Annotated in this window: 18 protein-coding genes; 11 read left to right on the plus strand and 7 right to left on the minus strand. The window is 37.9% G+C overall.

Features of this window, described 5'->3' with window-relative positions; all coding sequences use genetic code 11:
* Window positions 1-7: 7 nt before the first annotated feature.
* The 4 genes from ACSAMO_RS09095 (at window position 8) to ACSAMO_RS09110 (ending at window position 11,395) form a co-directional block, all read left to right on the plus strand.
* Window positions 8-1,231, plus strand: coding sequence for a peptidase U32 family protein (locus ACSAMO_RS09095; RefSeq protein WP_337600187.1), 1,224 nt, complete (start codon window positions 8-10; stop codon window positions 1,229-1,231).
* A gap of 130 nt (window positions 1,232-1,361) precedes the next feature.
* Window positions 1,362-5,186, plus strand: coding sequence for an InlB B-repeat-containing protein (locus tag ACSAMO_RS09100; RefSeq protein WP_499209171.1), 3,825 nt, complete (start codon window positions 1,362-1,364; stop codon window positions 5,184-5,186).
* Window positions 5,187-5,504: 318 nt separating this feature from the next.
* Window positions 5,505-10,079 carry a hypothetical protein gene (locus ACSAMO_RS09105; protein WP_499209172.1) on the plus strand — a complete coding sequence of 1,525 codons (4,575 nt, stop codon included), beginning with the start codon at window positions 5,505-5,507 and terminating at the stop codon, window positions 10,077-10,079.
* A gap of 515 nt (window positions 10,080-10,594) precedes the next feature.
* Window positions 10,595-11,395 carry a zinc-ribbon domain-containing protein gene (locus tag ACSAMO_RS09110; protein ID WP_022229329.1) on the plus strand — a complete coding sequence of 267 codons (801 nt, stop codon included), beginning with the start codon at window positions 10,595-10,597 and terminating at the stop codon, window positions 11,393-11,395.
* Window position 11,396: 1 nt separating this feature from the next.
* On the opposite strand, the gene ACSAMO_RS09115 is transcribed toward ACSAMO_RS09110, so the two are convergent.
* Window positions 11,397-11,666, minus strand: coding sequence for a hypothetical protein (locus ACSAMO_RS09115; RefSeq protein ID WP_022229328.1), 270 nt, complete (start codon window positions 11,664-11,666; stop codon window positions 11,397-11,399).
* A gap of 277 nt (window positions 11,667-11,943) precedes the next feature.
* On the opposite strand from ACSAMO_RS09115, the gene ACSAMO_RS09120 reads away from it, so the two are divergent.
* Window positions 11,944-13,095 carry a resuscitation-promoting factor gene (locus ACSAMO_RS09120; protein ID WP_499209173.1) on the plus strand — a complete coding sequence of 384 codons (1,152 nt, stop codon included), beginning with the start codon at window positions 11,944-11,946 and terminating at the stop codon, window positions 13,093-13,095.
* A gap of 184 nt (window positions 13,096-13,279) precedes the next feature.
* Here the strand turns inward: ACSAMO_RS09120 and ACSAMO_RS09125 are convergent, their stop codons facing one another.
* The 5 genes from ACSAMO_RS09125 to ACSAMO_RS09145 form a co-directional block, all read right to left on the minus strand.
* Window positions 13,280-14,506: an IS256 family transposase gene (locus ACSAMO_RS09125; protein WP_499209174.1), complete on the minus strand. Its 1,227-nt coding sequence runs from the start codon at window positions 14,504-14,506 to the stop codon at window positions 13,280-13,282.
* A gap of 139 nt (window positions 14,507-14,645) precedes the next feature.
* A complete protein-coding gene (locus tag ACSAMO_RS09130; RefSeq protein ID WP_308456663.1) occupies window positions 14,646-14,984 on the minus strand; it encodes a hypothetical protein in 339 nt (112 codons plus the stop codon).
* A gap of 26 nt (window positions 14,985-15,010) precedes the next feature.
* The gene (locus ACSAMO_RS09135) at window positions 15,011-15,469 is read right to left on the minus strand and encodes a hypothetical protein (RefSeq protein WP_499209175.1); all 459 of its coding nucleotides are present in this window, start codon (window positions 15,467-15,469) and stop codon (window positions 15,011-15,013) included.
* A gap of 22 nt (window positions 15,470-15,491) precedes the next feature.
* Window positions 15,492-15,974 carry a hypothetical protein gene (locus ACSAMO_RS09140; RefSeq protein ID WP_499209176.1) on the minus strand — a complete coding sequence of 161 codons (483 nt, stop codon included), beginning with the start codon at window positions 15,972-15,974 and terminating at the stop codon, window positions 15,492-15,494.
* Window positions 15,975-15,995: 21 nt separating this feature from the next.
* Window positions 15,996-16,373, minus strand: coding sequence for a zinc ribbon domain-containing protein (locus ACSAMO_RS09145; RefSeq protein WP_117969030.1), 378 nt, complete (start codon window positions 16,371-16,373; stop codon window positions 15,996-15,998).
* 144 nt (window positions 16,374-16,517) lie between these two features.
* Between ACSAMO_RS09145 and ACSAMO_RS09150 the strand changes: the two genes are divergently transcribed.
* Window positions 16,518-16,805, plus strand: a complete 288-nt coding sequence (locus tag ACSAMO_RS09150; RefSeq protein WP_022229323.1) for a hypothetical protein — start codon at window positions 16,518-16,520, stop codon at window positions 16,803-16,805.
* Window positions 16,806-16,851: 46 nt separating this feature from the next.
* On the opposite strand, the gene ACSAMO_RS09155 is transcribed toward ACSAMO_RS09150, so the two are convergent.
* The gene (locus ACSAMO_RS09155) at window positions 16,852-17,685 is read right to left on the minus strand and encodes a deoxyribonuclease IV (protein ID WP_337871104.1); all 834 of its coding nucleotides are present in this window, start codon (window positions 17,683-17,685) and stop codon (window positions 16,852-16,854) included.
* Between the two features lie 93 nt (window positions 17,686-17,778).
* Between ACSAMO_RS09155 and ACSAMO_RS09160 the strand changes: the two genes are divergently transcribed.
* The 5 genes from ACSAMO_RS09160 to trmB all read left to right on the plus strand — a co-directional run bounded on the left by ACSAMO_RS09160 (window position 17,779) and on the right by trmB (window position 24,233).
* Complete coding sequence (locus tag ACSAMO_RS09160; RefSeq protein WP_117967742.1) at window positions 17,779-19,386, plus strand: ABC-F family ATP-binding cassette domain-containing protein; 1,608 nt, start codon at window positions 17,779-17,781, stop codon at window positions 19,384-19,386.
* Window positions 19,387-20,037 carry a hypothetical protein gene (locus ACSAMO_RS09165; protein WP_022229320.1) on the plus strand — a complete coding sequence of 217 codons (651 nt, stop codon included), beginning with the start codon at window positions 19,387-19,389 and terminating at the stop codon, window positions 20,035-20,037.
* Window positions 20,034-20,546, plus strand: coding sequence for a dihydrofolate reductase (locus ACSAMO_RS09170; RefSeq protein ID WP_412274608.1), 513 nt, complete (start codon window positions 20,034-20,036; stop codon window positions 20,544-20,546). Before ACSAMO_RS09165 ends, ACSAMO_RS09170 begins: the two co-directional genes overlap by 4 nt.
* Window positions 20,547-20,667: 121 nt before the next feature.
* Entirely contained in the window at window positions 20,668-23,427 is a 2,760-nt protein-coding gene (locus ACSAMO_RS09175) for a rhamnogalacturonan lyase family protein (RefSeq protein WP_483229626.1), read from the plus strand.
* 137 nt (window positions 23,428-23,564) lie between these two features.
* Window positions 23,565-24,233 carry a tRNA (guanosine(46)-N7)-methyltransferase TrmB gene (gene trmB, locus ACSAMO_RS09180; protein WP_022230015.1) on the plus strand — a complete coding sequence of 223 codons (669 nt, stop codon included), beginning with the start codon at window positions 23,565-23,567 and terminating at the stop codon, window positions 24,231-24,233.
* Window positions 24,234-24,329: the final 96 nt, after the last annotated feature.

Here is a 24,329-nt window from a genome sequence, read left to right on the forward strand (position 1 = left end):
TATATTTATGAAGAAACCAGAACTTTTAGCTCCCGGCGGCAGCTTGGAGAAATTGAAAACAGCGATAGATTACGGTGCGGACGCGGTGTATATCGGCGGTGAAATGTTTTCGCTGCGTGTAGCGGCGGAAAATTTTTCAAAGGAAGATATGCAGGAGGGTATAAAGTACGCTCACGACAGAGGTAAAAAAGTGTACCTTACCGCAAATATTCTTCCGCATAATGATGATATTGAAGAATTTGAGGAGTTTGTCAAAGATATAAAGAATTACGGCTTTGACGCAGTGCTTGTGGCGGATTTGGGGTTGTTTGATATGATGCAGGAACTTGCACCGGAAATACCTATTCATGTAAGTACACAGGCGAATAACATTAATTATCGCTCGGCAATAAAGTGGTACAAGATGGGTGCAACGCGTGTCGTGCTTGCAAGAGAAATGTCGTTTAAAGAAATTGCGGAATTTCAAAAGAAAATTCCTGAAGATTTGGAGCTTGAAGCATTTATACACGGCGCTATGTGTATATCGTATTCGGGCAGATGTCTTTTGTCAAACTATATGACGGGACGTGACTCAAACATGGGTGCTTGCGCACATCCGTGCAGATGGAATTACAAACTTGTCGAGGAAACAAGACCGGGTGAATATATGGACGTGTTTGAAAACGAAAGAGGTACGTTTATATTTAATTCAAAGGACTTGTGTACAATCCGTCATATACCTGAGCTTGTGCAAAGCGGTATTGCGAGCCTTAAAATCGAGGGCAGAGTAAAAACTTCTTATTATGTTGCAACGGTTGTCGGGGCGTACAGACGTGAGATTGACAGATATTGTGCCGATCCCGAAAATTATGTGTTTAATGAAGCGGAATACGAAGAACTTTGCAAGGTCAGTCACAGACCGTATACAACAGGTTTTTATTTCGGCAAGCCGGATGAAAATTCACAGGTTTACACGTCAAGTTCGTATATCAGAGATTACGACCTTATCGGTATAGTCAAGTCGTATGACGCGGAAAACGGCATTGCAACGATTACACAGAGAAACCGTTTCTTTAAGGGTGACGAAATAGAGATAATTCAGCCTATGAAACCGTTTTTTGTACAGGCGGTTGACAGTATGTGCGACGAAAACGGTAATGAAATCGAAGTTGCAAATCACGCGGAGCAGATAGTTAAGTTTAAAACGGCACAGCCTGTTTGCGAGGGTGCAATGATTAGAAAGAAAAAGTAAAAAAACAGAGCAGATCTAATAAAAAAACTACTTTTTTTATTAATCTGCTTTTCTTTTTTGAGAGAATATGATAATATAATTTATAACGGCAAATTTGAGAGAGGAAATTTATAAAAAAGGAGAAGGTTTTATGAAAAACAATCTAAAAAAATTGCTTTGTGCGGCATTGTCAACGGCAATGATTGCGGGAAGTATCGTATTGCCTATGACGGCAAGTGCAGACGATACCACAGGCGGAAACTATGCAGTAACGCTTGACGGTAATACTGCAACAATTCATTCATCGAGTAATGCATATGCGATTATTGCATCTTACGATTCTGATAATGGTACATTGCAAAAACTTGATTGTCAGCAGGTGTCTGACGGAAGTAAAATAAACGTACCTTCAGGTGCAAGAATAATGCTTTGGGACAGTTTGCAAAATATGCGTCCGTTGCTTATCGAGCCTGTAAATGTTCCGAGAAAAATGTGGAAGTTTGACTTTGGCGACAGCGATAATGTGGCTACAGGATATTATTCGGTAACAAAAGATACCGCATATTCAACAAACACCACAAAGACATCTGACGGTAAAAAGTTTGGTTTGTTAGGAACTGATGAAAAGGCATATGAAGTAGGAACTCATATCGATGGTATAGATACTCAAGAAGGACAGGTTGTTGTTGTAAATTCGGGTAAAAAGAATACGGTTACATCTGCAACAGACGATTTCTTGGGTGCTGTTGGCGGTGCTCCGATAAAAGGCGAGCCTGCAATAGAAGGTGATTATCCTATTCGTTTCAGTATGGATGCGGAAAATGACCATTATTATAAAGTAAAAGTTTATGTTACGGGATTAAATCAGACAAAAGACGCTGTTGCAACTGTATTTTCTGAAAGACGTCATCCTATTATAACAGAAGAAAAAATTGCAGCAGGAGAAACAAAGGAAGTTGAATTTACTGCAACACTTCAAAACGTATACATAAAAGGACGTGACGGAGTAAAAGACTTTACATATAATGATAATATGCTAAACGTAGTAGCAGTTGGTGACAATGTTGCAATTTCGGCTATAGAAGTGGAAGAAGTTGAAGCGTGCCCGACTGTTTGGATGTACACAGATTCAACTGGCTGTGATTATGCTGCATTACAACCGTTCTTCCCACTACAGAATTATGGTGGAACAGGTACATTCTTGTCGAAATATTTACCAAAAGGAGTTGCAATATCCAATCAAGGTGATGGAGGTATAAACGCATCAGATTCTGTGCATTGGAATGCAGCGAATGCAAACATCGGCAAAGGTGATTTTGTATATGTTCAATACGGACATAACCATAAGGACGACGGACCTTTGGGATATTTAAAAGCAATACCGAAGTATTATGAAAAGGCTCATTCTGTAGGAGCAACAACAATTTATGTAGGACCTATTGACCGTCATAACACAGACCAATTTGATGCAGAAACAAATACATGGAAATCAACACTTAACGGATTTAGCAAAGCTGCAAAATATTATACAGAAGTGCTTATAACAGGCGGAAAAACAGAAGCAGATAACTTTGTTGCTAAGGCAACGTCAGATGGATTAGATGCAGGTTATGCGTATGCAGATACAGTTATTAAAAAGGGTATTACTGCGAACGGAGCAAAGGATGTAGTATTTATTGACTTAAATCAACCTTGGCTTGATTGGATGAAAGCAGCCGGAGCAAAGGTAAAGGAAATACGTGGTTCTGAAGTTTATGAGAAAAATGCAGTTGACTACTATTTCCGTGGAGTACGAGGCGGCGGAATTGACGGTACTCACCCTAATGATGCCGGTGCTGATAATGGTGCATACTTATTTATGCAAGAGGCATTAAAACTTCAAAATAACAAGGCTCAGTCAGTAATTACAGAGGTGGAAGCAAATGCAATAAAACCTCTTGTAACAGGTATGAGAAGCACCGCAACACCTTATGAAGTTTCTGAAACTGTTGTAAAAGCAGGTGCTGCACCTAACAAGGCATATCCGGAGGTATATGTTTCGTTGCTACCTACAAAATATCCTACTACTATCAAAAATGTAGTATTTGCAGAAGATGGAACAATACAGTCTGTTGATGTTTTGAAACATTCAGTATCCGAAAAGGATATGAGTGCATACGGTATTGTAGTTATTACGATTAAAAATTCTGACGGAACAGAAAAGGGTAAAATCTATGCAAATGCGCAAGTTGACAACACTGTAAACGGAACACAAACAATTAAAGAGTTCAGAACTTCAACAGACGGTCTTGTTCTTGCTGAAGGTGATACATATACTGCAGTAGTTTACAGAGCCAAAGATGCGGGTGGCGATGAAGGATTGATAATTGATACAGATAATCCGGATACATATTCATCTGTATATGAACCTATGACAATAAAGAGTTCGATTATATCGGAAAACTTTAATTACGAAGGTAAAACTTATAGCGGTGATGAAGATTTGGCAGGAAACGGTAATTGGGCTTTGGCAGGAAGTGCTGTAAATACCGGAAAACTTGGTGCAGAAAGTGCAGATGATGTAATAAACAGAAGATATGCCGAGTTTGCATCGACAGGTAAGAAAGCTGATAACAGTTCAGATGGTTCATTCTATGCTTCAAAGAAATTTGATGTGGCAGACGATTCATCGGAAACAGTAATAGGCACAAGCGGAAAATACCTTATAGAAATGGATTTGTCATACGTTTCGGGCGGAGATCTTAATTTCGGCTTGACAGACGGTATAGATAATAGAAATCCGGGTGGAAAACAGTCAATTACACTATTTAATGTGGCAAGTAACGGCTCAATTAAGGCTGGTGGTAAAGAAGTAGGCTCAATAAATAAGGGTAAATGGTCAACTGTAAGATATATTCTTGATATGGATAACGGAACAGGCACTATTCAAATAGACGGTTTCGACCCTGTTACATATGAATTTAGTAATTACAGTACATTTGGTACAGTTTCACCTACACAACTTACTTATTTCTTGCTATCGGCAAGTAAAGCGGCAGTTGATGTTAAAATATCTGATTTGAAGGTAGGAACTCTTGAACAAGAAGCTCTTCCTAAAAAGACAATTACAGTAGAATCAAGCGACAATACAATGGGAAGTGCATATATAGGAGAAGCAGGAACTACTGAAAAAACAGTAGATATGAACGATATGGTGACTTTGACTGCGACTGCAAATGAAGGCTATGAACTTTTGGCTTGGCGTAAGGACGGCAGTAATGAAAACTTTGCATTCACAAGTGAAATTACTGTAAGAGCACATGACACTGCGAAGTTTACGGCGGTGTTTACAGTATCTGAACCGGATAAATACAATTATTTGTATCATGAAACATTCAAAACATTAACAACATCAACGTTGGCAGCAAACGGATGGGGTAGTGCAAATCAACAAAGTGCAATGACGGTTGAGTATGATGAAAATTCAAGTCTTGGCAATTATTTGAGATTTGGAGCAAATACTAATTCAAGAGGCGGAGAAAAATCATTCGGAGAAACATATACATCTGATAATGGACTTGTATATGCAATGAATATTAAGTTTACAAAAGCAAATATTGATCCTAATGAATTTGCCGTTCATTCGGGAAATATGACTTATAATGATGGAAATAAAAATTATGGTTGTACAGGCGGATATGTTTTGTATTTGAAGCAAACAAAGGACGGTGCAATCACAGCAAACGGACAAACGACTACAATTCCGAATAATGAATGGGTATCGGTAGTTGCAGTTTGTGATTTTACAACACACAAAGTAAATGTAGTAGCAAAATCACTTGACTCAAGTAAAACTTATTTTGACGGTGAAGTTGATATGGCTGATACAAGTGCAACAGGATTATCGGGACTATATTGTAAGTATGGTAAATCATCAGGCGGTTCTGTATCAATGGATAATATAGAAATATTCAGTGCAGACCAATATACAGAATAAACTTTGCAAGTGAATTGCAAACGGAATACTAAACAATCCAAAAAAGACCGCGAAAACGGTCTTTTTTGGTAAAAATAATCTACAAAAATAAAAAATATACAACTTGAATTTTGCATTTTATATAAAAAATGATGTGCTTTTTTGTGCAATATTTTTGTTCAAAGTTTCTTAATAATATTGCACATACAAAAAAAATATGATACAATATATACCATATAGATGGGTTAGGATTGTGCAGATTTACTCAAATCGACATCCTGTACCTGTTAAATTAAACAAGACTTGGAAACAAGTTAAGGAAAGAAAGGGAGAGAAGAAATGAAAAGTAAAAAACTAATTTCATTACTTTGCGCCGCTGCTATGTCAGCATCTGCTTTCGCAGGCTTGACAGTAACAGCAAGCGCGGCAACACCTGTTTACACCTTTGATGGAAGTGAAATCACAGGCTTTTCAGGTAATGGAACTCTTGCACAAGTGAGTGATGACAAGGGTGAATATTTCTCAATTAAAGCTAATGGCAGCAGTACATATTCTGCAACATTGACTTTGCCTGCAGATGCACAATTAACAAGTGCTGACGGTTACACAATCGAATACGATGCAAGACTTCATAAGTCAAATGGTATGGGTAGATACGGAAGATATACTCAAGTTGCATTCATCGATTCGTCAAATGCAGCTAAAGACTCCAGAGACTATGGCCCATACGGTGCATTGTTCTCAGGCGGTAATTCAAGTACTGAAACAGGTCAAGGTTATACAACAGGTGTGGCATCTTCATTGTCTGCAAGATACCAACTTGACGGTACAATCGTAAATGACCCTGGTACAGAAACATTGGCTGCTGATAATACATCAGTAACAGGCATTGCTGATGATATGTGGGTTAGAGTACAGACATACGTTAAAGGTGATGTAGCTAAAGTAACAGTAATAGATGTAAATAATAATAAAATAGTTGATGGTGTTGATTATATCAACAGTGCAACAAAACTTGATACTATTTATGTAACAGCCGGTCGTGGTGATGACAGTGTTACAGGACCTGGTGAAGTATGCCTTGATAACATCAAAATTTATTCGGGTGAGGCAGAAACACTTACAACAGATGGTTTGAGAGGCGTTGTAGCAGCAGCCACACCAATTCCTGAACCTGAAACAGTATCCGGTTCAGCGCAAACTCTTGCAGCCCCGGCATCAGTAACAGATGCTTATACAGCTGACTTTAACAATGCTACTGTAGGAACTGTTGCATCAATCGAAACAGAAGATCAAGATGCAAAAACAGTTGTTGATGGTATGAAAGTTAAAGTTGGTTCAAGAAGTACAGGTGCTGATACAAAGACATATGCCGCAATCGCAAAGGTTGCTACAGGCGATAATGCACTAAAACTTGCTGCAAACCAATTCTCAACAAATGGTAGAGGACCGGTTGTAACTCTTGATGATACAAAAGAAATTTCATCAGGCGAAACTGCAATTATGGGATTTACAACATATCTTTCAGCCGCAAAGGGTACTGATGAAGGTGGTCTTCCGAGATTGTTCTTGATTGACAACACAACAAATATTGATGGTAACGGTTGTGCAAGAGATATACTTGCAGTTATTACAACCGAAGATGCAAGCGGATATACAAACGGTGATACACCAATCGGTATTCAGGTAACAGAAGGTTGGCACACTGTAGTTGTTGCAGTATCAGAAGGTACATACAGAGTATTTATTGACGGTAAATATAAAGATGGTGAAGGTAAACTTAGCCCTGCAGTTAAGGGTACTAAGGTTGGTTCCGGTTCAACATCAGCTCAAGTAACTCATCTTCCAAGCTTCGCAGTTGAAAATACAAAGTCAGACAGTGGTACAGCTTATTCAAAAGCCTTGATTGATAATGTAGTTGCATATAAGATTACAGATACACTTGATGCTAAGTATCTTCCAACTGAAACAGCAGCTCCGACACCTGCTCCGATACCTGCAAAGGTTACAATGAGCGTTGATGAAACTGCAAATACAGTTACATTGACATCAGATAAGGATACAAATGCAGTTCTTGTTCAAGCATCATACAGAACTGATAATACATTGGATTCAGTTAAGAAAGTTGTTAATCTTGAACTAAAAGCTAACGAGGCTAAACTAGTTCCTGCAACAGATTTAGCTACATTCACAACGAATGATAAGATAATGGTTTGGGATAGTCTAAAGACTATGACACCGCTTGCTAATGCTTGTACAATAAAGAACGGTGCAGCGCAAGCAACAGCTAAGCCGGCTCCGACAGCTGAACCGACAGAAGCTCCGACAGAAGCTCCGACAGAAGCTCCGGCAGAAACTCCTGCAACAACAGATGCTCCGACAACTGAGCCGACAGAAGCTCCTGCAGAAACAGTTGCTCCGACAGATACACCGGCTCCAACAGCAACAGCTGTTCCTACTTATGCAGTATCAGGTACTGTAGACGCAGGTGTTAAATCTGTAACTCTTACAGATAAAGCAGAAGCTGAAAATACAATTACAGGTAAAATCGAAGATACAACTGTAACGTTTACAGGTGTTAAAGCCGGTACATATACAGTATCAGCTGTAGCTAAAGATGATTACAAAGATTTAACAGTAACTCCTCAAGAAATTACAGTTAGCGGCAATGCAGCAGAGGCATTCACAGTAACAACAACAGCTAAAGTTAAGAGTGCTGTAACTACTGCAGTAACAGGCGGTACTGCTACAGTAACAGGCGCAACAGAATTGAAAAGCGTTGCAGAAGGTACAGAACTTACAGTAGTAGCTAATACACCTGCTTTGGGTTATGTTGCTGCTAATCCGACAATTACAGTAACAAAGACAGACGATGCTGAAACAAAAGTAACTGTAACAGAAGGCAAGTTCACAATGCCTGCATACCCTGTAACAGTAACAGTTGCATACGCAGCAGACCCGACAATGAAAGTCATTGATGCAGAAGCATCAACATGGGTAAAAGGTGATGACACAACAGCTCATGGCAGTGATGAATTGCTAAAATTAGGTCAATGGACAAAGGGTAAAGATGATACACTTAGCACAAATGAAGCAACACTTCTTAGATATGCAGGTCTATCAGATGTAGATAAAGATAGAATTATTTCAGCTAATTTGAACCTTGATGTTGCATCAACAAGCTATGATGCAAATCAAAAACGTTGGGTAGATTCTTACTTCCTTGTAGGTGCACTTTCAAGTAATGATTGGGATGCATCAACAGCGGTATATACGGATTATCAAAGCATAAGAAGTGATAGTTTGACAGATACAAAGGTATGGACAGGAACAAAGGATGCAACTACAGCTTCTACTGAAGATCATGGTGCATTCGCCACAGCAAATGTTCCTGTTACATCATTAGTAAAGTCTGCAACAACAGATAAACTTTCTTTAGAATTAGCTGTAGGAACAGCAAGAACACAGGTTGTTAAGAAAGCTCCAAAGTTAGTTCTTACAATAGGTCAAGCGGTAACTTTTAATGTTGCAAGTGGCGAAACAAAAGTTGAAAAAGCAACTGTTGAAATTAAGAATGGCGATGCAGTTGTAGCAACAGAAACAACTGATACTGATGGTGTAGCAAAAGTTGCTCTACCATCAGGTGATTACACATATACAGTAACAAGTGCTGATTATGCAATTAAAACAGGTTCTATAAAAGTTGCAGATTCAGCTGTAGCAGAAAATGTTGCTGTAGTTGCAAATGAAGCAAAGAAAGTTGAAATTACGTCTCCTGAAAATAACATTGTTGTAGTTGGAAGCCCTATTACATTTACAGCAACAGTTAAAGACCAAGATGGTCGTGTAATGACAGGCAAGACTGTAAATTGGACTGTTGTTGATACACCGGCTAATATTGCAGTAGAAAATGGTGTTGTATCAGTAACAAACGGAGTTATAGGCGGAAAATACAAAGTACAGGCTACAATCGCTGATACAGAAATATCTGCAACAGCAGACTTTGAAGTTGTTGCAAAGAGCAAAGGTACTTTAAAGGCAATATATACAACAGGTGATGAAACAACAGGTGTAGTTGAAACTGTTGACGTATATACTGAAGACGATAACAAATTTGAAGCAGATGAAGTTACTGTTCCTGAATCATATCTTTCAGAAAGAGTAGTAACAAATTCAGACACAGGACTATATGATGTATATAGTTATGTATCAGGTGGTACTGATAAAATTACTTTGGCAGCAGGAGAAAATAAAGTTGTAATTGTTGTCAAGAAAGACGCATCATATAATGTATATGAAAAGTTTGAAGATGAAAAGCCATTATTCAAAGCAGATTCAAGAATTACAGTAAAAATTGAAGATGATGCTACATTAAATTCAAAAGTTGTCGGATTCACTTGTGCAGGTAATGCAGGTAATGGATATTCATTTGCACATTATGCATTACCAGATACAGTAACAAAAGATATAGTAACATTTGATTTTGATTATTATAATACAAACGGTGGTAGAGCAATATTGAGCATTGGTGATGCAACAACAAGAGGAACTACTGGTGGTAGTACAAAAGTTACTTACAATTCAACAGGTGCTATATTTAATTTAGGATCGAATAAAACTAATGCATTAGTTCAAGGTGACAGCTCTAAAGCTATAGGTGACTATACAAATAAATGGATGCATGTCAATGTAGTTGTTAATCAATCAACAAAGAAAGTAAGCTATACTATCACAAATAAAGCAGATGGTGCAGAAATAGCAAAAGCAACAGATGTGGCTTTTGTTGATGCAACAACAGAAAACTTAAAAGCAACACAAATTGATATTTTTGGTTATATAAACAACAGCCATTGTGCAATGCTTGATAATATCAAGGTATCAGAAAGTGATGCAACAACATCTGCAACTGAATAATTTATAAAGCAATAAAAGAACGGTCGTATGACCGTTCTTTTTGCTTGACAAATTTAGCGTTGTGTGATAATATAATAAAAGAAATGGTAAACAAACCATGCTGCAGTTGATATGTTGTAGGAAGAAATACTTTCTACGGAATAGTTACCTATTTGGTCGATAGGTAACTATTTTTTTATTATCACTATACAAAGCAGTAAAACCAAAGTTAAATAAACAATAGCTTCACTCATATGCACACCCCCTTTAAGGTGGTGTCAGCATGGTTTGCAACCATTTCAGAATGTTATTATATCATAGAGGGAAGAATTTGTCGATAAATGTAAATGATATGATAATTTCTTATAATAAAAATATGGAATTTTGCGTTTAAATAACAAATATTTCAAAAATATTTCGTGTTTTGCGTTTAATGTGTAATCTATATGTAACAAAATTACGAAAATTACTTGCATTTATATACAATATATAGTATAATAGTTTAGATAGCAAAAAAGTAATTTCGGAGGGGTTTTATGTACTGCAAAAATTGTGGCAGACAACTGAAAGAGGGAACGCGTTTTTGTGACAGATGCGGTCAATCAGTAAGAAAAAACAACCAGAACAGCCAAACTACAAAACGCAAAGAAATCGAGGAACTGAAGGCTGAACGTCTTAATCGTAAACGTCGTTTACAAGAAAAAGAGGCAAAACAAGCCCGTAATAAAAAACGTAGAAAAAGTAAGGGAAGTGTTATGATTTTCATAATCGTAGCACTGCTTATCGCAATAGTAAGTGTGATTATCGGCTATAATATGATGGCTCCGAACGATAACGGATTAGGCACTGCTCCTACGTCAACAAATTCGCCTGCAAGTGCAACGAATACGCCGACAGATACAGCAAACAACGTATCATCAACATCATCGCCGTCAAATTCAGCAAGCAAAAACGGTTATTCAAAAATGACAATAAGCGGTGTGACGTGCGTTTATCCGTCTACTTTTAATTCAAATCCGACAACAGGAAATCAAAAACTTAACTTGACCGATGCGCTTGGCGGTGCAACTATGACTGTTTCGCAAGAGGGAAAGAGCGGTGCTCCGTCTGACCTTATGCGTGACTATGCACGTCAAACGGGCGGCGAAGTTTCATATTCTCGTGCCGGTGACGATTGGTATGCAGTCACTGTGACAACAGATGATACTGTTTACCACAGAAAATGCGTATTGAAAAACGGAATTGCGGTATATTATGATTTCTCATATTCTTCAATGACATCAACAGCTCAAAAATATACTGAATATATTGACTATATGGACAGCAATTTCAAATAATTTAAGAAAGATATTTGATTGCAAAACATATTGACGCAATCAAAATTAAGCAAATCAATATTTTTAATATTTTAGATTTCGAGCGGACAGCCTTTGTTGGTTGTCCGTTTTTTTGTATTCGTTCGATGTAGCGACTGACTATTGTTTCCGCGTCCGCTATTGCTCTGCTTTCAAGTTTTGGATTATAGTCTTTGAGAATTATTATTGCTTGGCTCACATACGGTGATGAAAAATTATTTAAAATAACTACTTTCTTTGTCAATTCTTTCATTACTAATCTCCAATCATTTCAATTTGTTTTATTTCCATTATTTCCGACTATGAAAAAGTATATACCTGCTTTATTTTTGTAACATTAATCAAAAATAAATGTAATAATATGTAAATATCGTGCATATAAATAGTAATATATGGGAAAAGTCAAGTAATATATTTATTCATATTGCAATATTTGAAATTATTTTGTAATAAAAATGTAATAAAAAGCTTGACAATGTAACAATTTTGTAGTATACTATGGGACAAGTAATGAAAGGGGTTTAACTTTTATGACTACACAAGAGATGACAAAACAAGAAATGATAATGAATTTGCGTGAAAAACGCGAAGAAAAGAAAAAAGCAAAATTGAAAGCAAAACACAGAAGATGTACGATTGCAATTATTACGCTTGTGGCAATGATGACGGTAATATTCGGTAGTGTATACAGCGCATCGGCGAAGGAAATCACAATTACGGAAATAAACGAATTTGCGGGAACAAATGAAACAAAAACTGTAAAGACAAGAAGTGAAAGCGTTGAGGGTGCTCTTGAAGAACATGGCGTGAATGTTTCGGATACCGATAAGATTAACGTTTCAACAGAAAAGCCTGTTGAGGATAATGAAAATATTGTTATCAAGCGTGGTAAGCGTGTTACAATTAAAGTCGGTGAATCGGAAGAAGTTGTAACAGTGACAAAGGCAGACGTTAAGGACGCACTTGTTGAGGCAGGATATATTCCGGGTGAATATGACCAAATTTCAGCCAACGGCGACACTGTTGCAAGCAGTGACACAATCCAGCTTGTATCGGTAAGCCATACAGACGAAACCGAAACGGAAGTAATTCCTAAAGGTGTTGAATATGTTGATGATTCAACTTTGATTAAAGGTCAGGAAAAGGTTGTTGACGAAGGACAAGACGGTGTGAAAACAATCACTTATAAGGTTACATACCAAGACGGTCAAGAGGCGACAAGAGAGGTGATAGACGAACAAGTTACAACTGAAATGCGTAACAAGGTTATTGCAAACGGTACAATGGAGCCGACTCCTGCACCTAAAAATACAACGGTTAAAGATTCTTTTGCAGCGAAATCAACAGTAAGCGATGACGGCGGTACTGTAAACGGATATAAATATAAGAAGAAAATCACAATGACTGCTACAGCTTATTCGACTTCACCGTCGGAAAACGGCGGTTATACGGTTTCTGCAATGGGTAATCCGCTTGGATATGGTATAGTTGCGGTTGACCCGAGCGTAGTTCCGCTTGGCTCAAAAGTGTATGTAACATCAGCCGACGGTTCATGGTCATACGGCGTTGCAAGCGCCGAAGATACCGGCGGTGCAATTAAGGGCAACAAAATTGATTTGTGCTACGGCTCAAATGCTAACGACTTCGGCAGAAGAAGTTGTGTAGTGTATATTTTGGAATAATGGAGAGTGTGAGATTATTTCTGTAAATTAATTTTTCTATGATAAAATACTTAGTTTTATTTGGGCAGATAAGCAAAATTCAGCTTATCTGCCTTTTTGTAATATAGCACGGATTTTCTTCCGCGTCAAGAGCGGTCTTGCAAAAGACCGTATTTTTCACACTATACAAATGTAAAAATATATGCTAAACAAGTCGTCCATCATACATAATTGACAGTTCTCCGTAAACTCTGCCCCAATTTCTAAGTGGCATTGTCCACTTCTTTGTTGCTTCAAAGGTTGCCAAATACAGTGCCTTTAAAAGGGCTGTATCGCTCGGAAATACGCTCCTTTGGCTATTCAATCGACGAAGTACGCTATTAAGGCTTTCTATTGCATTTGTTGTATACATGACTTTTCTGACTTCTGCTGAAAATTTGAACATCGGTGATAAAACATCCCAATTTTCTTCCCATCTTCTCATTGCATTAGGGTACTTTTCTTGCCATTTTTTTGTGACACTCTGCATACGTTCATATCCGCTTTCTTCATTCGGTGCATGGTATATACTCTTTAAATCATTTGCAAATGCTTTTTTGTCTTTTTCCGCTACATATTTCAATGTATTGCGCACTTGATGGACAATGCAACGCTGATACTCCGTATTTGGATAGGCTGCTGCTATTGATTCCTTTATTCCTGATAAACCGTCTGCACATAATATTAATATATCTCTAACACCACGATTTTTGAGTTCATTTAAAACTCCAAGCCAATATTTCGCACTCTCATTTTTACCTATAGTTATGCTTAAAACTTCCTTCTTGCCCTCGTCATTTACACCCAAAATTATGTATGCAGCTATTTTTTTCACTATATGTTCATCACGAACCGAAAAGTGGATTGCATCAATGAAAACTATCGGATACACAGCTGATAAAGGGCGTTGTTGCCATTCTTCTATTTGAGGTAATATTTTATTTGTAACTGCGGTTACCATACTTTCGCTTACCTCAAAACCATATATATCTTCCACAATATCAGAAATTTGTCTTGTTGTCATGCCCTTTGCCGACATAGCAATGATTTTTTGTTCTATTGCTGATATGTCCTTCTTTCGTTTAGGGACTATCTGTGGTTCAAAATCACCGTCACGGTCTTGTGGAACATCAATAGGTATCTCACCATAAGAACTACGAAGTTTTTTGTGTTTTACTCCATTTCGATAATCCGGATTGTCACTGCGTTCATATTCGTCATAGCCTAAATGTTCATCCAGTTCAGCTTCCATCATTTCCTGAATAGTACCGCCTAACAGATCCTTTAGTGCCTCTTGAATATCTTCTGCTGTCTTGATGTTGTATTCCTGAATCAATCCGGCAATGATATTCTTCTTTCCTTCACTCATTCTTTCTCGTCTACGTCTTGCCATAAAAAAATTCCTCCTATGATTTATTTATATTCTATCATAGAAGGATTATTTTTTACAGACTTTTTCTCACACTCTCGAATAATGTGTAAATAAAAATCCCATTTTGATTTAACATCAAAATGGGATTTTTTTGTGTTTATTAATCTTTAGGAACTAGTTTTACTTTAAGAGTGCTACTAATTTCGATTGAAGAACCACTTTCTAATTTAGCATTGTGATATTCTTTAATACGACCTTCAATGCCCTCAATATCCATTCCTTCCATTATATCATATGAACCATCAGCGTCGAAAGTAGTAAACACACCTCGTCCATCGGTTACTACAATATCATATTTTCCGATAGGCACATCATCCGGCACGTCATAATGACCGGCGGTAAGTTCATATTTTGAAGAGTTAAATCCAAGATTTAACGAACACGCAGTTGTTGAGAGCAACAACAATAAAGATAAAGTGATTGTTAATATTTTTTTCATATGCAAAATCTCCATTCTGTATAATACTAATTTTTTGGAACTAATTGAACTTTAAGGTTATAATTTATGGTTATAGAATTGCCGTCTTTTAATGATGCGTTCTTACGTTCTTTGATAGCATCTGAATTTTCTTCGGCATTTGAACTCATACGTTCATCTATAAAATTGTCGTTTCCGTCCAGTATAAATTCGCCATCTCCGCTTATAGCTATAATGTCATATTTGCCAGCCGGAATATCGCCCGGAATTTCATAATCGCCGGCGGTAAGTTCATATGTAGAATTATTGTCAGCAGATTGATTTTCTGTTGGGCTTGGTGTTGAATTTTGCGTAGGTTTTGGAGTGTCCTTTTTTTCGGAACTTTCTAACTGTGCTTTGAGTTTTTCGTTTTCTTTTTTTAATGCCTCGACCTCAGAATTTAATCCGCATGCGGTTGTGGATAATATCAAGGTTGCAGACAATATGATTGTCAGTAATTTTTTCATATGCAAAATCTCCATTCAAAAATTAGTTCTTAGGGATTAATTGTACTTTAAGAGTTCCGCTGATTTCGACTGTTTTTCCGTCAGTTAATTTAGCATTTTTGTATTCTGTGGTATAATATTGGTCGCTATCAACTCCGAGCCATTCACTAAAGACGTTATATCCATTTTCATCTTTCTCTTTAAAAGTACCATGACCGCTGACCGCAACAAGGTCATACTTACCGCTTGGTACATCATTAGGTATTTCATAACTTCCTGCGGTAAGCTCGTAAGTGCTATCGGAGTTTGGTTGAGTATCTGAAGTTTTTTGTTCTTCTGATTTTTCAGTCGGTTTTTCGGTTGGCTTTTCGGTTGGTTTTTCAGTCGGTTTTTCCTCTGTGTCTGATAACTGTGATTTTAATTGTTCGTTTTCTTGCTTTAGTGCCTCAAGTTCGGAATTTGTTCCGCACGCAGTTGTTGATAACAATAAAGCTACCGATAATGCTACTACTAATATTTTTTTCATAATATAAACACTCCTTTTTGATTAAAAACTAAATGCTTTGAACATACTTGAAACAGACGCCAGCACTACAAAGTACCACACGATACTCAAAGCTATACCCGTACAAAAACCGATTAAAGCCCATTTGCCGTATTCTTTGGCAGAGATAGGGGTATCCTTGCTTTGTACAACGAATAAAATCAATCCGGCAAGAGGGATAAAGAATGACAGTACCTTAAGTCCTGCTGACGGGGTGTCGTTTATTACACTGACTCTGTGCTGTGCGGCGCCGCAGTTAGGGCATATATCCGCTTTTTCACTAATCATTGTGCCGCACTCTCTGCAAAATGATTTATGCAACGGCTCGGACTGCGGTTTGTTTTCAGTTGTTACATTTGTGTTTTCTGTTTGATTTTCCATTGTAATCTTCCTCCTACTACATATAGTATTATTTTTATGATATTAAAAATATATAATTAAATAGTATTCTTATATGTATTCAATATAAGAATATAGGATTATTTTAGCATAGAATATATAATTGTGTCAAGAGGAGGAATCGCTTTGAAAAAATTTGAACCTAAAAAACCTGAAAAAGAAGTTATTTCACTTAGATTGGATAGTAGAATGTTAGAAGAAATCAACAGTTGGGCTATTGAAATTGATATAAGCCGAAATGAATTTATAAATCAATGTATAGATTTTGCGTTGAAAAACATAGATACTGATTTGGTTGAAAGTGTGGAAAGAAAACATAATACAAACGGCAGAGGCGGACGCAGTCAGATTATCCCTAAGTTAAGAACAGGATTTGAAGAAGATGAAGAAAACCAAAAAAAAGATGAGGGCTGACGTCCTCATCTTTTCTTGGGTTTTGTATTTAATTTAGTATTCTGTTTTATATAGTATATGCTTCTCTAAGCATTTGAATTTCTTTTTTATAACCGTCAAGCTCATTTGGAGTTTCAAGCAAAATCGGAATACCCTGTAATTTAGGGTGGTTAATAATTTTAACCATAGTATCAAAACCGATACTGCCTTCACCGATTTTTTCGTGTCTGTCCTTATGACTTGCAAAAGGATTTTTGCTGTCGTTCATATGAATGGCTTTTAATCTGTCAAGACCGATAATTCTGTCAAATTCATCAAGAACACCGTCAAGGTCATTGACAATATCATATCCGCCGTCATAAATATGGCAAGTATCCATACACACGCCCATTTTATTATCAAGTTTAACGCCGTCAAGGATTTCTTTCAATTCTTCAAAACTGCGACCTATTTCTGTACCTTTACCTGCCATTGTTTCAAGCAAAACTGTTGTTGTCATATCGGGTGTAAGTACAGTATTAAGCTGCTTTACGATAAAATCAATTCCGATTTCAACGCCTTGTCCGACGTGACTGCCCGGATGGAAGTTGTAAAGCTGGTTTGGTGTATACTCCATACGTCTTAAATCGTCAGCCATTGTATTTAAGGCAAATTCGCGAGTTTCTTCTTTATTGGAACACGCATTAAGCGTATACGGTGCGTGAGCGAGAATTTGCGAAAAATTATTTTCTTTCATAAATTCAAGGAAGTTTTTTACGTCTTGTTCATCAATAGCTTTCGCTTTACCTCCGCGTGGATTACGCGTGAAAAATTGAAAAGTATTTGCGTCAATGCTCTTTGCCTCTTTACCCATATTCATATAGCCTTTTGCGGCTGACAAGTGACAACCTATATTTAACATTCTGATTTCCTCCTATAATATACTTGCATTCATAACATTATTATAGTATAATTGAAAAATAAAATCAACAATAAAAATTAGGAGAAATATTTAATGATTACAGTAACAAACGTAAGTCTGAATTTCAGCGGACAAAATCTGTTTTCGGACGTTAATTTAAAATTCACACCGGGCAACTGCTACGGCGTAATCGGTGCAAACGGTGCGGGAAAATCGACTTTTCTTAAAATTCTTTCGGGTGAACTTGATTCGACAACCGGTGAAGTGTCTATCGACCCAAATTGTCGTATGTCGGTTTTGAAACAGGATCACTTTGCATATGACGAGTACACTGTACTTGATACGATTATTATGGGTAACAAGCGTCTTTATGATATTATGAAAGAAAAAGACGCATTGTATGAAAAAGAAGATTTCTCGGACGAGGATGGTATAAAAGCGGCTGAACTTGAGGCGGAATTTGCGGAAATGGACGGTTGGGAGGCTGATTCCAATGCGTCAAAGTTAATGCAGGGTCTTGGACTTGACGAAAGTATTATGTATTCGCAGATGGCTGACCTTGGCGGTAACGAAAAGGTTAAAGTCCTTTTGGCACAGGCACTTTTCGGTGACCCCGACATTATTCTTCTTGACGAGCCTACAAACCACCTTGACTTGCAGGCTATCGAATGGCTTGAAGATTTCTTGCTTGATTACGAGGGTACAGTCATAGTTGTATCGCACGACAGATATTTCCTTAATGTTGTGTGTACGCATATCGTTGATATTGACTATTCAAAGGTTAAAATGTATGTCGGTAACTATGAGTTCTGGTACGAGTCAAGTCAGATGATGGAAAGACTTATCAAGCAACAAAATAAAAAAGCTGAAGAAAAAATTAAAGAATTGCAGACTTTTATTCAGCGGTTCTCTGCGAATAAGTCGAAATCAAAACAGGCTACAAGCCGTAAGAAAATGCTTGATAAACTTACAGTTGAAGAATTGCCTGCGTCATCAAGACGTTATCCGTTTGTCGGCTTTGATATGGACAGAGAAGCGGGACGCGATTTGCTTACCGTTGACGGACTTTCAAAGACTGTAAACGGTGAAAAACTTCTTAATAATATATCATTCACACTAAATCATGACGATAAGATTGCCATAATAGGTGAAAACGAAATTGCAATTACTGCGCTTATGCAAATACTTGCCGGTGAAGATGAGCCGGACGAGGGTACTGTTAAGTGGGGCGTAAGTACGTCAAGAAGTTATTTTCCTAAAGATAACTCTAAGTATTTTGACGGCTGTGAACTAAATCTTGTAGATTGGCTAAGACAATACAGTGCGGCAGGCTTTGAAACTCAAAACGAATCGTATATAAGAGGATTTTTGGGAAGAATGTTGTTCTCGGGTGATGATGTATTCAAACAGGTAAACGTGCTTTCCGGTGGTGAGAAAGTAAGATGTATGCTTTCAAGAATGATGTTGTACGGATCAAACATACTTATACTTGACCAGCCTACAAACCACCTTGATCTTGAGTCAATCACTGCGGTAAACAATGGTTTGAAAGCATTCAAGGGCAACGTTATATTTGCGTCACACGACCACGAATTTGTGAATACCGTTGCAAACAGAATTATTGATATTCGTGAGGACGGCACAATCGTGGACAGAATGTGTACATTTGACGAGTATATCGAAATGAAAAGAGGTAACTAAATGAAATTTGAAAATACAGAGGTTTACGGCTTTAAACGTGCGCTTAAAGGTATGAGAAACCCTCTTGAATCATGGCGTAAAAATGATACGGTTGAGGAGAACGGAAAAGTCGTAATCGGTGAAAACGATTTGGATTTGGCGCAAAGACTTATAAAATCGGGCAGTGAACACAGAAAATTTATGCGTCAGATTTTTGTGTCGGTTGATATAACAGGTCCGCTTTATTGGTGGAAAGAATTTGATACGTATAAGGTCGGTACAACCGCGAACAGTACATCGACAATGCACAAACTTGCGTCAACACCTATTACTGCCGAGTGTTTTGAAATTGACGATTACAATTCAGATCTTGATTATGACGGTACAAAACTTGGTGATGTGATAGACAAGCATATAGAATTTTTGGAGAGTATGCGTGTAAAGTATCTTGAAACAAAGGATAAGGCATATTGGAAAGAACTTATCAGATGGTTGCCGTCAGCGTGGCAGCAGACAAGAACCGTTACAATGACATACGAAAATCTTTTGGCGATGTGTTCAAAAGGTCAGAGAAGATTTCACAAATTGACAGAATGGTCAAAGTCATTCATCGATTGGGCGAGAACACTTCCGTATGCACAGGAATTGATATTTCCTGATGAAACAGAATGAAAATAATTGCGGCGGTTGATGAAAAGTGGGGCATTGGCAAAGGTATGAATTTGCTGTTCCGCATATCCGAGGATATGGAATTTTTTAAAGAGAAAACAATGGGTAAGACGGTTGTTATGGGCAGAAAGACGTTGGAGAGCTTCCCTAACGCAAAACCGCTTAAAAATCGAAAAAATGTTGTACTTACAACCGATAAAAATTTTAAGTGTGACGGCACGGAGATTGTTCACGATATAAAAACGGTTATCGGAAAATACGGCGGTGACGATACTTTTGTCATAGGCGGCGGAGAGGTTTACAGACAGCTTTTGCCGTACTGTGACAGTGCATATATAACAAAGGTGTTTTCCGACGGCAATGCGGATGTTTTTATCGACGATCTTGATAAAAATGAGGTGTGGGAGCTCGGTAACGTGTCCGAAAAACGCGTTGAAAACGGCATTTCGTTTGTGTTCTGCACTTATATAAACAAAAATACTCAATCGCATTTTGAACAAAAAACACTGTAAATTATACATTGAATTTATGAAAAACACTTTAAAAAGTTTGTGAAATATGATATTATATAGATAATTATTATTATGCTTTAATGGATAGGTAAAGTATATATAAAAGAGGGAGGATAACTAAATGCTTAAAAATTCAAAGAAAAAACTAAGAAAATTAGGTGCATTTTCTTTGGTTCTTGCTCAGGTTGCGGCAGTAGGAGTAGTTGCTCCTATGACAAGTGCAAGTGCATTTGCCGGCAGTGCAATCACAAGAAACATGGAAAACCTTGATAGAGGTGTCGTTGCGACAAAGACTGACGACGGTGTACTTATTTCATGGAGAAGATTGGCAACAGAGCCTGCTGACACTACATTTACTCTTTACAGAAACCAAGAAAAGATTAACGAAGGTGCGGTTACAAACTTTGTTGACGCGTCAGGTACTGTAAACGATAAGTATACAGTAGTTGCAAACGGCGAAATGTCAGACAGCGTAGGCGTATGGGAGAACGGATACCTTGATATTCCTTTGGCTAAAGCTCCTGAAAGTGACGTTTTACAAATGGACAGAAACGGCATATACTACGGTTCATATACACCGGGTGACTCATCATACGGTGACCTTGACGGTGACGGACAATATGAAATCGTAATGCTATGGAGCCCTTCAGACGCTAAGGACGCCGCTACAGGCGGCAGAACCGGTAAGGTTTATATGGATGCTTACAAACTTGACGGTACTCAGCTTTGGAGAATTGACATGGGTTACAATATCCGTGCAGGACAACACGATACTCAGCTTAACGTAGCCGATTTTGACGGTGACGGCAGAGCAGAAGTTATGGTGAGAACTGCTGACGGTACTGTTGACGGTCAAGGTAACGTAATCGGTGATGCATCAAAGGGCGAAACATACGAAAACAGCTGGGCTGCTCTAAACGGCGGTAAAAACTTGCAAGGTCCGCTTTATGTAACGTGTTTTGACGGTACAACAGGTAAGGCTCTTGACACAATAGATTATTTCCCGAATAATACTGTCGGCTCAAATGCTGCATCACTAACATTCGGTGATGATTTCGGTAACCGTTCGGAAAGATATAACAGTACAATAGCTTATATTGACGGTCAGTCACCGTCTGCTGTATTTGCAAGAGGTTATTACTTCGGTAAGGGTATCTCAAATCCTAACGGACGTACAGGTGCCGCTGCATACAGCTTTAAGAACGGTAAGCTAAAGATGGACTGGTCATTTGATACAGCCGAATCAAAGAATAACGGCTATATCGGTCAAGGTAACCACCAAATTGAAGCAGGTGACGTTGACGGCGACGGTAAGGACGAAATTCTTTACGGTGCTTTGACATGGGATAACGACGGTTCAATTCTATGGTGTACATATCAAGAGCACGGTGATGCTATGCACCTTGGTGACTTCGACCCGACTAAAGAAGGTCTTGAATGGTTAAAAGCTTATGAGGATTACAGTGCAGACAGTGAAGTGTTTGATTTGAAAGGCCCACAACTTTCTCCATACATCACATCTAATACAATATTTAAAAATTCGGCTGCAGCTGCTGCTCAAGGCGCTCCTAATGATCGTCATCAATGGGGTATTTCACTTCAAAACGCTAAGACAGGCGAATTCTATCAAATTCACAACGGTATCAAAGATACAGGTCGTGCTATGATTGCCAATATCGGTTACGGCGATTCTTGGTACGCTATGTGGGGTGCAGGTTCATCAGGTTACTGGGACAGCAACGGTAACGAACTTCCTGATCTAAAGGCTGCTATGAACGGCAGAATTTATTGGACAGGCGACTTACAGGATGAACTTCAAGACCACAACGGTGCAGGTAAAGAAATTACTGTAACAAAGTGGAATGACAATACAAAGACATTCGATAAGATTTTCGAGGGTAAGGGTTCACACTCAATCAACTCAACAAAGGGTAATCCGAACCTACAAGCTGACTTGTTAGGTGACTGGAGAGAAGAAATTGTTTCTTACGCAATCACAGGTCAAGACACAAAGAAAGAAAAGACAACAATCAAGGGTAACTTTGATAAGGATGTTGAAGTTGAATTAGATAAGACTGTATATCAATATTCTCTAAGACTATATGAAACACCATATGCAACAAATTATAACTTCTATACTCTTGCACATGATGATATTTACAGAAACTCATCAGCAACAGATACAAACTGTTACAACCAACCGCCACATATCAGCTGGTATATGAACGACCATATTGCTAATTCACAGTACACAACTCAACCGGACGCAAATGTTAAACTTGTTTCAAATTCATACAAGGCAAAGGCATTTGACGAATCTGCTCTACCTGTTGCAGGTTCAACACCATCAACAGATTCACCGTTCGTTGACGTTGTAGGTCACTGGGGTAAGACATACATCGATAAGATGTATAAAGCAGGCGTTATCAACGGTATGGACGATACACACTTCGCTCCTGACGGAACTGTAACAAAGGGTCAGTTTGCAACACTTATCGTAAACGCTCTAAAGATTGATACAGATTCATCATTGGCAAGCGAACACTGGGCAATGCCATTCGTAAAAGCCGCTCAAAACGCGAACCTAATTGCAGAAGATATTCCGTTCACTGTTGAAGATTTCGATAAGGAAATTTCAAGAGAAGAAATGGCATCAATGGTTGCTAAGGCTGCCGCATATAAGAATGTTGAGGCTAAGGCTGCCGATAAGAAATTTACAGACGCATCAGACATCGCAGCATGGGCTGTTGAAGATGTAAACAATGCAGTTGGTTTGGGTATTATCAACGGTATGGATGACGGTTCATTCCAACCAAAGGCTAATGCAACAAGAGCACAGGCTGCTACAATGCTTTCAATGCTTTGGGATTTAATTAAATAAATCATAAAACAATATTAAAATCGGACGCATATGCGTCCGATTTTTTTGTGGTTTTTAAAATATTTGAGAAATATATTGTAAAAAAATTATTGTTATAGTATAATAAATGAGAAATTTGTGTTTGAGGTAAAAATAATATGAGAATGAGAAAAAAGAAAAATTGTGACGCAAGAATGGAACGTTGCAGTGATATTTGGATAAAAGAACCTGAAAAATATAAGGGGAAATGGGCGGAACGTTTCGGTAACGATAATCCTATTCATATTGAAATCGGTTGCGGTAAGGGTAATTTTATTGTCGGTATGGCGAAAATGTACCCTGATGTGAATTTTATTGCGATTGAAAAGGTTGAGGACGTTATAGTTATGGCTATGGAAAAAACTGTGGCAGCTGAACTTACAAACGTTTTGTTTATGGATATGGATGCGGAAAAAATTGAAGATATATTTGAATTTGGCGAGATAAGACGTATTTATCTTAATTTTTCTGACCCATGGAAGAAAAATAAACAGGCAAAACGCAGACTTACTCATAAGCGTTTCCTTGACAGATATAAAGCCGTGCTTAAACAGGGCGATTATATTTGGTTTAAAACCGATAATAAGGCTTTGTTTGATTTTTCGCTTAACTCATTTGCAGAGGAAAATTTCAAGCTTGAAAATATCAGCCTTGATTTGCATAATTCAAAGTTTGAAGGCAACGTTATGACTGAATATGAACAACGCTTCTCTGAACAGGGGATGCCGATATATCGTCTTGAAGCGACATATCTCGGTTGGGAAGACAACCGAAAAAAAGAAAGCTAACAGAGGTCAAGAAATTAGTTCGGATTTTGTGAAAATGAACTCGTCGGCGTACGTGGGTACGTTAGAGTTTATTTTCGCAAAAAGTGCACCGGCAAG

This window comes from Ructibacterium sp. SJQ-7 (genome assembly GCF_054696575.1).

What these genes read in the sequence shown, in the direction of transcription:
- ACSAMO_RS09095 (WP_337600187.1), top strand. Translation starts at nt 8, where the DNA reads ATGAAGAAACCAGAACTTTTAGCTCCCGGCGGCAGCTTGGAGAAATTG.
- ACSAMO_RS09100 (WP_499209171.1), top strand. Translation starts at nt 1,362, where the DNA reads ATGAAAAACAATCTAAAAAAATTGCTTTGTGCGGCATTGTCAACGGCA.
- ACSAMO_RS09105 (WP_499209172.1), top strand. Translation starts at nt 5,505, where the DNA reads ATGAAAAGTAAAAAACTAATTTCATTACTTTGCGCCGCTGCTATGTCA.
- ACSAMO_RS09110 (WP_022229329.1), top strand. Translation starts at nt 10,595, where the DNA reads ATGTACTGCAAAAATTGTGGCAGACAACTGAAAGAGGGAACGCGTTTT.
- ACSAMO_RS09115 (WP_022229328.1), bottom strand. Translation starts at nt 11,666, where the DNA reads ATGAAAGAATTGACAAAGAAAGTAGTTATTTTAAATAATTTTTCATCA.
- ACSAMO_RS09120 (WP_499209173.1), top strand. Translation starts at nt 11,944, where the DNA reads ATGACTACACAAGAGATGACAAAACAAGAAATGATAATGAATTTGCGT.
- ACSAMO_RS09125 (WP_499209174.1), bottom strand. Translation starts at nt 14,506, where the DNA reads ATGGCAAGACGTAGACGAGAAAGAATGAGTGAAGGAAAGAAGAATATC.
- ACSAMO_RS09130 (WP_308456663.1), bottom strand. Translation starts at nt 14,984, where the DNA reads ATGAAAAAAATATTAACAATCACTTTATCTTTATTGTTGTTGCTCTCA.
- ACSAMO_RS09135 (WP_499209175.1), bottom strand. Translation starts at nt 15,469, where the DNA reads ATGAAAAAATTACTGACAATCATATTGTCTGCAACCTTGATATTATCC.
- ACSAMO_RS09140 (WP_499209176.1), bottom strand. Translation starts at nt 15,974, where the DNA reads ATGAAAAAAATATTAGTAGTAGCATTATCGGTAGCTTTATTGTTATCA.
- ACSAMO_RS09145 (WP_117969030.1), bottom strand. Translation starts at nt 16,373, where the DNA reads ATGGAAAATCAAACAGAAAACACAAATGTAACAACTGAAAACAAACCG.
- ACSAMO_RS09155 (WP_337871104.1), bottom strand. Translation starts at nt 17,685, where the DNA reads ATGTTAAATATAGGTTGTCACTTGTCAGCCGCAAAAGGCTATATGAAT.
- ACSAMO_RS09160 (WP_117967742.1), top strand. Translation starts at nt 17,779, where the DNA reads ATGATTACAGTAACAAACGTAAGTCTGAATTTCAGCGGACAAAATCTG.
- ACSAMO_RS09165 (WP_022229320.1), top strand. Translation starts at nt 19,387, where the DNA reads ATGAAATTTGAAAATACAGAGGTTTACGGCTTTAAACGTGCGCTTAAA.
- ACSAMO_RS09170 (WP_412274608.1), top strand. Translation starts at nt 20,034, where the DNA reads ATGAAAATAATTGCGGCGGTTGATGAAAAGTGGGGCATTGGCAAAGGT.
- ACSAMO_RS09175 (WP_483229626.1), top strand. Translation starts at nt 20,668, where the DNA reads ATGCTTAAAAATTCAAAGAAAAAACTAAGAAAATTAGGTGCATTTTCT.
- trmB (WP_022230015.1), top strand. Translation starts at nt 23,565, where the DNA reads ATGAGAATGAGAAAAAAGAAAAATTGTGACGCAAGAATGGAACGTTGC.